General features: G+C 38.0%; 12 protein-coding genes. All 12 read left to right on the plus strand.

The genetic code is table 11. The annotated features are described in order from the left end of the window. Positions 1 to 2,417, plus strand: a 2,417-nt coding sequence (locus CLHUN_RS21055; protein WP_278247570.1) for an RHS repeat-associated core domain-containing protein, incomplete at its 5' end; no start/stop codon positions are given. 14 nt (positions 2,418 to 2,431) lie between these two features. Continuing rightward, positions 2,432 to 2,767, plus strand: coding sequence for a hypothetical protein (locus CLHUN_RS21060; protein ID WP_080066661.1), 336 nt, complete (start codon positions 2,432 to 2,434; stop codon positions 2,765 to 2,767). A gap of 478 nt (positions 2,768 to 3,245) precedes the next feature. After that, the gene (locus CLHUN_RS22235) at positions 3,246 to 3,407 is read left to right on the plus strand and encodes a hypothetical protein (protein ID WP_165755817.1); all 162 of its coding nucleotides are present in this window, start codon (positions 3,246 to 3,248) and stop codon (positions 3,405 to 3,407) included. Between the two features lie 234 nt (positions 3,408 to 3,641). Then, positions 3,642 to 4,298, plus strand: a complete 657-nt coding sequence (locus CLHUN_RS21065; RefSeq protein WP_080066662.1) for a hypothetical protein — start codon at positions 3,642 to 3,644, stop codon at positions 4,296 to 4,298. Positions 4,299 to 4,898: 600 nt separating this feature from the next. Continuing rightward, a complete protein-coding gene (locus CLHUN_RS21070; RefSeq protein WP_080066663.1) occupies positions 4,899 to 5,417 on the plus strand; it encodes a hypothetical protein in 519 nt (172 codons plus the stop codon). 159 nt (positions 5,418 to 5,576) lie between these two features. Beyond that, positions 5,577 to 5,939 carry a hypothetical protein gene (locus CLHUN_RS21075; protein WP_080066664.1) on the plus strand — a complete coding sequence of 121 codons (363 nt, stop codon included), beginning with the start codon at positions 5,577 to 5,579 and terminating at the stop codon, positions 5,937 to 5,939. Between the two features lie 87 nt (positions 5,940 to 6,026). Further along, positions 6,027 to 7,829 carry an RHS repeat-associated core domain-containing protein gene (locus CLHUN_RS21080; protein WP_080066665.1) on the plus strand — a complete coding sequence of 601 codons (1,803 nt, stop codon included), beginning with the start codon at positions 6,027 to 6,029 and terminating at the stop codon, positions 7,827 to 7,829. A gap of 13 nt (positions 7,830 to 7,842) precedes the next feature. Continuing rightward, positions 7,843 to 8,163, plus strand: coding sequence for a hypothetical protein (locus tag CLHUN_RS21085; protein WP_080066666.1), 321 nt, complete (start codon positions 7,843 to 7,845; stop codon positions 8,161 to 8,163). Positions 8,164 to 8,556: 393 nt separating this feature from the next. Further along, on the plus strand, positions 8,557 to 8,931 hold the full coding sequence (locus CLHUN_RS21090; RefSeq protein ID WP_165755818.1) for an RHS repeat domain-containing protein: 375 nt from the start codon (positions 8,557 to 8,559) through the stop codon (positions 8,929 to 8,931). Continuing rightward, the gene (locus CLHUN_RS21095; RefSeq protein ID WP_080066668.1) at positions 8,898 to 10,493 is read left to right on the plus strand and encodes a hypothetical protein; all 1,596 of its coding nucleotides are present in this window, start codon (positions 8,898 to 8,900) and stop codon (positions 10,491 to 10,493) included. The genes CLHUN_RS21090 and CLHUN_RS21095 overlap by 34 nt, the downstream gene beginning before the upstream one ends. A gap of 15 nt (positions 10,494 to 10,508) precedes the next feature. Continuing rightward, the gene (locus tag CLHUN_RS21100; RefSeq protein ID WP_080066669.1) at positions 10,509 to 10,832 is read left to right on the plus strand and encodes a hypothetical protein; all 324 of its coding nucleotides are present in this window, start codon (positions 10,509 to 10,511) and stop codon (positions 10,830 to 10,832) included. Between the two features lie 139 nt (positions 10,833 to 10,971). Continuing rightward, entirely contained in the window at positions 10,972 to 11,211 is a 240-nt protein-coding gene (locus CLHUN_RS21105; protein ID WP_080066670.1) for an RHS repeat protein, read from the plus strand. Positions 11,212 to 11,234: the final 23 nt, after the last annotated feature.

An 11,234-nucleotide genomic window follows, 5' to 3' on the forward strand; every position in this document is an offset into this window, starting at 1 on the left:
TATATGACGACAACGGAAACCAGCTCAGGCAAAGTGTGAGTCATATACTGCCAGACAGCACGAAGCTGCGCCCGTCCACCAAAGGCACGGCCTACGGTGACGACCTGGAAGGTGAGATAGACAGCCTCATAGAAAAGACCAGCTATACCTATGACGGCTTCAACCGGCTGAATAAGACGGAAACCGTAAAGGCCGGAGAGAGAACCATGGCGGAATACACCTATGACGGGGACGACCTGAGAGTAAGCAAAGCAGTAAGGAAATCCGGCAGCGGCTACAAGGTCGAGGTGACAAACTACCTCTACGACAGGCAGAATGTAATCCTGGAAACAGATGCAGAAGGCAATACAAGGGCCAGCTATGTAAAGGGAATAAACTACATATCAAAGACAGATGCAGACGGCAAGGCCAGCTACTACCTGTTCAACGGCCACGGAGATGTGATGCAGACAGTGGATGCGGCAGGGAGCACCCAGAACCAGTACGAATATGACATATGGGGAAATCCCGTGCTGACAATAGAGACTTCTGAAAACGCCATCCGCTACGCCGGGGAATTCCTGGACATAGAGACAGGACTCTATTACCTGCGGGCCAGATTTTATGACCCCTACCTGGGACGCTTTACCACAGAGGACAGCTACTGGGGGGAGGATGAAAACCCGCTGTCATTGAACCTTTATACATATTGTGCCAACGACCCGGTGCGGTATGTGGACCCCAGCGGGCATGTTACAATGTACAATTCAGCAGGAAAGCCCTGTGAGGTTGACCCCAGAGAGGTAGGCGGTGCGGAGCAGGTCGGCTTTACCTTGACGGCACCAAGCGTAACCATGTACAAGGTGGCGGATGTAAGTGTCTGGAATGCTGATGCCAGCCGTGCCACCTTCACGGTTAACGGCATAACAAAGAGCCTGTACAACGAAAAGGGGACAATATATAACGGTGACGGAAATATAGTTGGAAGCTCGGTTGACGGGCACATGACCATGACAAGCGACTGGTATAACTCCATGTTTGGAAACGGCTCCTCGACAGGAAGCACAACTGTAAATATAAACCAGAGCGTGACCTCCGTAAGGACACGAGACGGCTCAAATGTAACCGTCAATGTAAATGCCGGAACTGTTACGGAATTCATAACAGGAGATAGCAGCCATACCGTAATAAATAACAGGAGCATTATTGAAACCATAACCACCGGGAAAAACAGCAGCCTGGTATTGAATAATTCAGGAACAATAAATCAGGTCGGGCTGGGTGAAAATGGAACCGCTGAAATTTATAACGCTGAAGGCCGATATATTAAAAATATTACAGGCGGAGAAATTACCGATGGTTCCCGGAAGGGTATGTATATTGAGAATAGGGGTACTATTGTCAATGTGCTTACGGGTAAGAACAGCAGAAATACCATAGATAATTTTGGGGGCCATTTAACCCTTGAAACAGGAGAAGAAAATGAAACCATTGTTATCAATGGTCAAAAAGGAATTACTCATAAGGATGGAAAAGGAAAGACATATTTAAGGCTGTATAATATTTATTCCGGCGCACATAAGGATATTCAATTCAGCAATACACAGCAATTTCAAACAGGAATCGAGCAGATGCTTAAGGGCGGATGGTCTTTTGACAAGCCTGCCTGGCTGGTACAGGAAGAAGAAGTCAAAGCTGAAATTGATAAATATTACAACGATGCCTTGAAGTATTATAACAATCCTGATAATAATTGGTTTATACCATATAGAAAGGGCGTCAAGGAATTATGGGAATTTATAGACCTTGTAGCAAATGAGTATGGTTTGAATGAATACGATGTAAAGCTTCTAAAGGCAGATGCGGTATTTTGCTCAGATAATACGATTCAGGAGATGTCGGCACAGCATTATATAAGAAATCATCCCAGGGAAGGCCTTGAGGGTTTGGCATTAGTTATGCTTACCCCAAGATTATCGAGCAATAATTCGGCGTTGAAAACAAGGACTAAAATTGAGGATGACTTCAAAGGGTTTAATTTTGGGAATAAGGGAGTGTATAACTCTGCAAAGACTCCTAGAACTGGAGCTGAGTGGAATGAGTACTTTAAAAGTGTATATGGAAATAAAAATGTTTTTTGGAAAACAGAGATAAATTCTTTTCCTGATATTCAAATGAATCCGAGAGCCTTATGGGGAAGGTCTGCTGATGAGGTTGGTAAGATGCTTGGAGAGGGGTGGACGAGAGGTACATATGGTTCCGCAGGAACTGGATGGAAGTTTACGAAAGGTAATTCGTCAGTCTTTTATCATCCGGGAGGTGGAGTACACGAAGGTTCATATTATGGATTCTCAAGTGGACCAACAGGTAAGGTCAAGGTTGTAGGTTCTGATTATAAACCGTTGATTGGTGATAATGCAACAATTATTAATAAGTAAAGGGGAGTTTTAGAATGAAGGAAATCTCTATAGATAAACTCATGGAGTTATATGTAGATACTATAAGTAAGTGTGGAATATATTTGCTAAGTCAGGATGATGTAGTAATCGGTTATAACATTTTCGAAGAATTCGATATAGGAGTAATTTCATTTTTACACATTGATAGTTTGCAAAAGCTTAATGATGCAGGACTAATCAATGGTGAAGTTATGGAAAAAAGTTCTATGTTAAGGAGTATGGTTATGGAATTGCAAGATAGTCCAAAATGGAGTGTAGAAGGTGTAAAAAGTTCTCCAGAATGGAGAAAGATTCTTGAACTTTCTGACGAGATTAAAAAAAAGTTATAGTAATTAAGATAAATAAAAAGGTTACATAGTATCAGATTGATATGCTCCTTTTATAGTAGATAGTTGAAATAATAAAAACTGTTTATGAAGAAGAGAGCATATCAGTTTCGGCTAATGTGGCCTTATTTTCTCTACAAGTATGGCTCCATTACTAAGTGAACCGTAAGAGCTTAATTAGGGCCCATAGTAGTTTATCCATCTGTATGGGATAATCCTTTCAAATAGTCTTTAGACTTTTTAGATTTTTCAGACTTTGTCTAAAAAGTCTGAAATCACCGAGGAGGCTATTCCAAATCGGATAAAATAACAGATTCTAAAACTGAATTCAGGCTCAGACAAGTGGACTCAGATAGTCCAGACGTGACAAGCCAGTGGTATGACGGCTGTCAGTTGGTGCAATCAGAACAATGTAAAAATCAAATCATATTACTACTGGTTACGCAGAATCTGCTCCCTAGAATTTGAAAATGGATCTCTCTTGAGCATCAAAGTAAAGGGCAGCAGATTGTACCCGTATCTTTCCGGCAGAGAGATGCAGTCACAATTTATATTAATTCCGTTTCTGTGGATATTCATGGTGGAACAGGTTGGCTTTACCTTGACGGCACCAAGCGTAACCATGTACAAGTGGCAGATGTAAGTTACAACAAAGCTGATTGACGATTATGTAGTCAGGCTGATAATTGAGGACGAATTTAGCTGGTAATTAAAACTCTGTCAGGAAAGAACACCCGGACAGAGTTAATGAGCAAAATTGGCGGACATGAAATTAGAGCAAAGGGCGGCCAAACAGCCCGAGCAGCGACAGCTTACATATAAAGATATTACAAGATAAAAGTAATATAAATGAAGGTTAAAGGAGTGGTTTATTAAAATGAAGACAAGTTTCAATAAAAAGATTTTGATTATTATACTAATTTTAATAGGTATTATTACTTACGTATTTTGGTACATATTTTGTCCAAATGATGGGAATGAACAAATTGAAGTAAAGAAATATGAGGTTGTAACTTCCTTAAATGATAAATTTTTTGTTTCAGAAAAATTGGTTAGTAAGTTTCCTGATTTTACGTATAATGTAGATATATTTAATTATTCAAGTAACAAAAAGGAATTAATACTCAGTATTGAAAATGTAGAGAATATAGAGGATGAAAAAATTAATGTGTTGTATTCAAGCTCCAATATCAAGGCGTACTTATATTGGAGGTATATTCTTATCAAGGAAAGAGCGAGTGAAAGTTTCAAATCGATAAGTATTCTAGAATTTGAAAAACTTGATATTAATGAAAATAAATATTTGATTCCAATTGCAAAAGAAATACTGTATAAAAATTGGGGTGCTGCGCATTTTATTTCTGAGTTTTTGATAAAATCTAACGATTCTGATGCAATAAACACAATAAAACGATATGCTAAAGGAGAGTTTACTTCAGAAGAGATTGAAAATAATGAGTATTCTGGGTATTCAAAAGATGAGATGAAAGAGTACTTTAAAGGTTTATTAATAAAATATAACTTGCAAAATTGACCTTTGTGAAAAAAGTTTAGTCACCTCTTTGAATGGAAAGGCTGCTGGATTCTGAGGGCAGGGAGCTGGCACGAAAGCTGACCAGATATGTATATGACGACAACGGAAACCATCTCAGGCAAAGCGAGATCCATATACTGCCCGACAGCATCAATAAAATATGTTGTTTTTATTGTATTATTAATTTTGATTGCATACGGGATTAAAGAACTGATAGTTGTTGTAGCAGGAGTTGATATTACGCCATACCTAGGAATACCTAGCACGGTGAATTAAATTGCCTACAAATTCATTACTGATAGGCCTTCCCAACTTGAAAAATAATTTAAAGAAATGAATGCTATCGCGTATATCACAAAGCCGCGCCTATACACCAAGGGTACATTTTTATTAAGAATACTTATATACAAATAAAGATGAAAAGTTATATCCCATATTGGAACTATGAGGAGTGAACTATAAAATGAAGTTAGTTTTAAGTAAAGGAACTTTAATTATTGTAATTGCTGTAGTATTAATTGCGGCTGGGATATATTGGTATACATCCTACAATAATGATAAAAGACATTACGCTAAAAAACATATGAAATTACAACATCCTTGAACGATAAATTTCTTATCTCAGAAAAGCTGCTTGGTATATACCCAGAGTATACTTATGATATTGAAATATTTTGCTATACCAATTCAGGAAAAAAATCTATACTCAATCTTGATAATGTGGAAAAAGATACCGATAATAATGAAATAGGTTATTTATTAGCAAGTGATGACATAAGGGCTTATTCTTATTTGAATTACATAATTTATAAAGAAAAATCTAGTGATTATTTCAAATCGTTATGGATAGGAGATGTTGACAAACTTGACCCTGGCGAATATTCATACTTGATTCCTGTGGCAATAGAAATAACGCGTAAAAATTGGAAGTTTGCTCATTTAGTCTCTGAATTTTTAGTAAAATCCAAAGAATCTAATGCCGTTAGTACTATAAAGAAATATGCTAAAGGCGAATTTTCTAGTGAAGAAATTGAAGATAATAAATATTCAGGGTTTTCAATTCAAGAAATGCAAGAGTACTTTGAGAACTTATTACAAAAATATGATTTGCCAAATTGACTTAAAGAAAAAAATTGAGTTGCCTCTTGGCAAAGGTTATTTAAAATCTTGAATAATAACTATACTTGACAACAATATGAATCTGCTTGAACAATATACTTGAAAATGGCCTTTTACAGCAGGCTGAATGAGGCTTGATTAAGATAAAATGAGGCGAAAATGATAAATAAAGACAAGAACATTAAATCCAAATTAAGTACTCGGATTTATGAAGATAAGTATTTTGAAAAGTTAAATGAATGGCAGGAACATCAATATGATCTGGGTCATTACACTGGTGGGAATATTTCACCTATAATAAGTGATCCGGGTAGACCCTCGGTACTTGGTTGGTTTTTTGTTATTTCATCTTTAATATTCTCTGTACTTATACTTGTAGTAATTTTTATGCACTTTGATGGAGAATCTATTTTACCAATTTTAACAGTAGCTTTGGTAGTAGTTGGGCTTTCTACCATTCAGTTTATAGCCGGGGTAAGATTAAATGGAAGAAATCCAAGTAAATATGTTAGTTTTGAGTAATTATGAAGGCCACACCGTTTCAACTGATGTGGCCTATCATTTTACTGACGGAAGGGGCAGGCTTACCCGCTATGCCTAGGAAATCCGGTGCTGACAATAGAAACAGCAGCAGGCAACGCTATCCGCTACGCCGGGGAATTCCTGGACATAGAGACAGGACTCTATTACCTGCGGGCCAGATTTTATGACCCCTACCTGGGACGCTTTACCACAGAGGACAGCTATTGGGGCGAGGATGAAAACCCGCTCAGTTTGAACCTGTACACCTATTGTGCCAACGATCCGGTGAGGTATGTGGACCCCAGCGGGTACTACTACTATGTGGATGAGAACGGGAAAGGACATGTAAGCGAAATAACCGTTGGCTGGAATACGGGCCTTAATCCCGATATCATATATGACAAGGTGATATTTGAAGGGAATCATATAAATGTAACAACAGGCGGAGCGCAAATAGGCTCAACCTCCGGAAACAAGGATGTAGTTGACGCCTATAACAAATCCCCGGAGAGTTCGACCTTCATGTATGTACCAAGCACCATGAAGCTGGATACTGTTGTCACAGGAAGCGGTTCAACCTCCATAACCAACCAGGGCTACATAGGGACTATATATACAGGCAAGGACAGCAGCCTTAACCTGGACAACTATGGGAAAGTAAGGGCTGTTAATATCGGAGAAGGTGCAGTAGCAAGCATATATAATCATAACCAGGAAAAAGACCCTGAAACCAATGAGTACATAAAGAGCATTGAGGTAATAACAGGAGGTTTGAAAAGTAACATCAACCTGTTCAATTATGGCGGTGTGGGAGAGGTACATACAGGGGATTACAGCGAGAATCTGATTTTTAATAAAAATGAAGATGCATACGTAGATTGGCTGGAAACGGGGCTTGAAAACAGTACAACTTTTAATGGTATTAATAATGTAACTGGAAGGGGAAAAACATTTTATGTAGCCGCACTGGATTTAGATTCAAAAAATATAGATAAATCAGTTGAGCAAATAAGAAAAATACTTGAAGAAAACGGAGAGCTGTCTCAAGGGCAAATAAGGCAGGCTGAGGAATTTCTTAATACAATTAATACCAGGGCTACGGCAAATGAGTTTAAGCAGTTCGTAAGTGCGTTAAGGGCTTTAAATCTGACTGTAAGACAAACTCCAAATACAGGAAGGTATGTGATTGAGAATAAGGGGACGAGGAAAACTATAAAGGTAGTTTCACCAGTATGGCAATCAAGTGATGCAAATTATAGTCCTGCTGTTCAATCTATGCTTCTTGAGCTAAACTTTGATTGGTATTTTGCTGGCAGTATTGAGGAACAAAATAGAATTGTTCAGAGGGCAAAGGATATTAGAGCAGATGCTGCTGATGGTATTGAATGGTGGATTGATAAGACTGGAAAAATTACATCAGCTGCGGCAGATGAGTTTTCTTGGTTTTTAGGCGGTAGCCCAAGTGCAAATGAAAGAGACAAGTGGCTTGAAATGAACCAAATGTTCCAGTCAGACATGAAAATAACAGACGATAAAGCATTAGCTGCTGGAATGTTCATAGCTGGAATGCTTATGCCTGTTGGTGGAGAAGGAAACCTCTTTTCAAAAGGGGTTAAGTCTTGGATAAAGCACAGTACATATAATGAACTTAGAGATACACTCGGGAAAGAAGGTGTGGAAAAGTTTATAAAAGCCGCAAGCGAGGGAATTGTTGGAGCTGAAGGCGAAAATGGTATTAAATTAATAGGGGGAAAGGGTATTGAGGAAGCGGGGAAGCTATATAAATATGAGCTTAAAGTGTTTGGTAAAGGAACAAGCCACTATAGGATACTTGGTAATTATGACGAAAAAACAGGACATATTATTTTTGAAAAAACTATAAATAAGTAAAATGGGGGGTATAATGAATATAGATGAAGTAAAACAGTGGGCTGATACCCAAAATATTTCCTGTAGAATAATTGGTTCATTTAAAAAACTATTACAAAATTATGAACTAGATGACCCTATTGAATATGCTGAAATTATGGATGGAATTGACAAAGAAAAATTGAGGTATAACGTACATACTGTCTCTCTTAATTTAGGTAATTGGCCAGAGTGTAGTTACAATACAGTTTCTGCTTCCATGAGGGTGTTCTTTTGTGAGAAACAAATTGCAAATTATAGTGTGTATTATTTGTTTTCTGGAGAGGTCGAAGATGATATTGTTGAGTTTCTATAATTGATGTGTATTGAAATGGAGGTCACTTGTTTTGAGCATAATTAGTAGAGAAGAATGGTTAAAAGTAAAAGAGTAGGGCAAAGTGAAGTACATACTAGTAAATTGGGTATTACTGGCTGCATTTCCTGGAGCGATTTTTATGTCAATAGTTAAATGCCTGGTTAAAAAAATTATATCAAATTACATTTTGCCAATAAATTTCCTTATAAACCTTTTAATATATATTATTCTATGTACTGTAATATCTGTGCTTTTTGGATTACGTAAGTGGAATAAATGCAATAAGCTTTTTGAGACAGAAGAATAATAAACGGCAGAAGGACCGGAGTAGAATATGACGGTGGAGTTACAGAGACCTACTTTTATGACAGGGACAACCAACTGGTAAGGCTGGTGAACAAAAAGCCCAACGGGGCAGTGCTGTCAGAGTACAGCTATACCTACGACCTGGCAGGAAGGCAGACCGCAAAAACAGACAGCTTCGGCACCACGGAATATACCTATGACAAGGCGGGAAGGATGCTCAGAGTTTCCGCACCGGGAAAGCTGACGGTATACGCTTACGACAGTGCCGGAAACAGGGTGTCACAGAACGAAACCTACACCTCCCTCCAGCCAAGCGGCTATGTTGACGGGGGAACGGGAAAAGACATACAATATGTATTGAAGAAAAGCGACTATGCCTATTCTTCTGCAAACCTTCTCCTGAAACGAAACATTGCGGGCATGTTTGGATGTACAATGCGGGAGGAAGGCTTCAGGATATAGATCAAAAAGACGTTAGCGGTGCAACACAGGTAGGCTATACTTTAGCTAAAGAAGTAACAATGTATAATTCCGGGGGCCTTTCCTCCCAGGTAGCTGTTAACGGCATCAGCAGAGCAGAGCAGGTGGGCTTTGTACTTCCGCAGCTTATATATAACAGCACAGACACGGTAAATGTCAGCTCCGGGGTGGTCATAAACTACTCAAACATTCAGAACATGAACATAGCAGCAAATGCGCATGTTTTTGTAGAAAACAGAGGCTTTATAGATACCCTGTTTTCTGATAAAGGCAGCAGCATGACACTGGACAACTACGGTAAAGTAAGGGCTGTCAATGTTGCAGAACGTGCTGTAGCAAATATATTTAACTATAATCAGGAAAAAGACCCTGAAACCAATGAGTACATAAAGAGCATTGAGGTAATAACGGGGGGGTTGAAAAGTAACATCAACCTGTTCAATTATGGCGGTGTGGGGGAGGTACATACTGGAGATTACAGCGAGAATCTAGTTTATAATGAAAATGAAGAAGCATATGTAAATTGGCTGGAGACAGGGCTAGATAATACAACAGCAGTTGATAAGGGTATTAAGAATATAACCGGATTGGGTAAAATAGCATATGCGCCCGCACTGGATTTAGATTCAAAAAATATAGATAAATCAGTTGAGCAAATCAGAAAAATTATAAAAGAATATGGGAAGCTGTCTAAAGCACAGCTTAAGCAGGCTGAGGATTTTCTTAATACAATTAATACCCGGGCTACAGAATATGAGTTTAAGCAGTTTGTAAGTGCATTGAGAGCTTTAAATTTTACCGTCAGACAAACTTCAAATACAGGACGGTATGTGGTTGAGAATAAGGAGATGGGGAAAACTGTGGGGGCGACAATTGGACCATATTATGGGACTGGTTTACCTATAGAATTGTATAATCCTTCTGTTGACAGTAAATATGATAAGCAATCTCAAGAATATCTTATGTATTTAAGTATAAGTTGGCATAACAGTGAAACAAAAGCAGAGGAAGATAAAATAATTAAAAAATTAAATAATCTAAGGAACTTCTTAGATTCAAATCCGGGTAAAGTTCTTACCATTGCAAGTAAGGTTTTGGATGGAATTGAGGAATTTATAAATGAATCTACAATGGCTATAATGGCATCGGGAATTCAATTTCCGGCAGAATGGTCTGAACTTTCCTTGGAGCAAAGAATAGTTGCAGAAACTAAAACATTAACAACATTAGAAACAAGATATTTAAAATTAAATTATCAATTGTTTGCGGAAAAAAGTGAAATAAATTTTAGTTCATGGAGTAAAGGAGGTTTTGAATCTATAGAAAGGTCAGTGACTAAGCATTTTATGAAGCATGGAGCTGAAGTTGGAGCCGCAGATGTTGAGCAATATATAAGAAAATCAGAGGAGTTTGCTAGAAATCTTAAAGGTGCACGAAAAGCTTCGATAAGTGGGGATACTCCTAATGTTACTAGATATTATAAAAATGGAAGATATGTAGATATGACGTCAGATGGTAAGATTATATCATTTGGAAAGCAATAAGAAAGGATACATGATATGAGTTGGAAAAACATAAAAATTGAAGGAATTTCTAAGATAGACAAACTTGTTGCAGAATTTGACATTTGGGCAATTCCAACAGTACCAAATGCTAAATTTAAAATAAAAATATTTGAAAGTCAAAGTGGTAAATATATTGGCTACACTAATTTGAGGGTTAAAAGTAATTTTGATGGCTCTCCAGAAGGGGGGATAGGTTATGGTAAAACGATAGACGAAGCATTAGAAGATACTCTTAAGTACTTTATGGAACTTGTTAAACAAAAAGGTATAGAACTAAACGAAAATGATATTGAATATTCTGATCCTAGCGATTTTTAATTTAATCTTAGAAGAAGAATACTTTGTAAAAGATTTCAGATGCAAGGGATGATTCTCTTGCATCGTTTTTATTTTTATAAAATTATCATAATTAATATACAGAATATATAAAAAAGTTCGGATGCTCTTTATTTGAGAAATGACAAAGCAGACAGATGCCCTTGGAAACTCCACCACATATGAATACAGTGCGGGAGGGTATCTGGCAAAGGTGACGGATGCTCTGGGAGCAGCGGTAAAATACAGCTATGACAAGCTGGGAAACAAGCTGTCCATGACCGACGGAAGGGGAAAGCTTACACCGCTATGCCTATACGGCCCTCGGAGGCTTGAAGAGTGTTACAAATGCAGAGAACAAGGCTCAGACCTACAGGTATGACCTGGAAGGAAACCTGGCCTTAA

The organism is Ruminiclostridium hungatei (genome assembly GCF_002051585.1).
GTDB lineage: Bacteria > Bacillota > Clostridia > Acetivibrionales > DSM-1351 > Ruminiclostridium > Ruminiclostridium hungatei.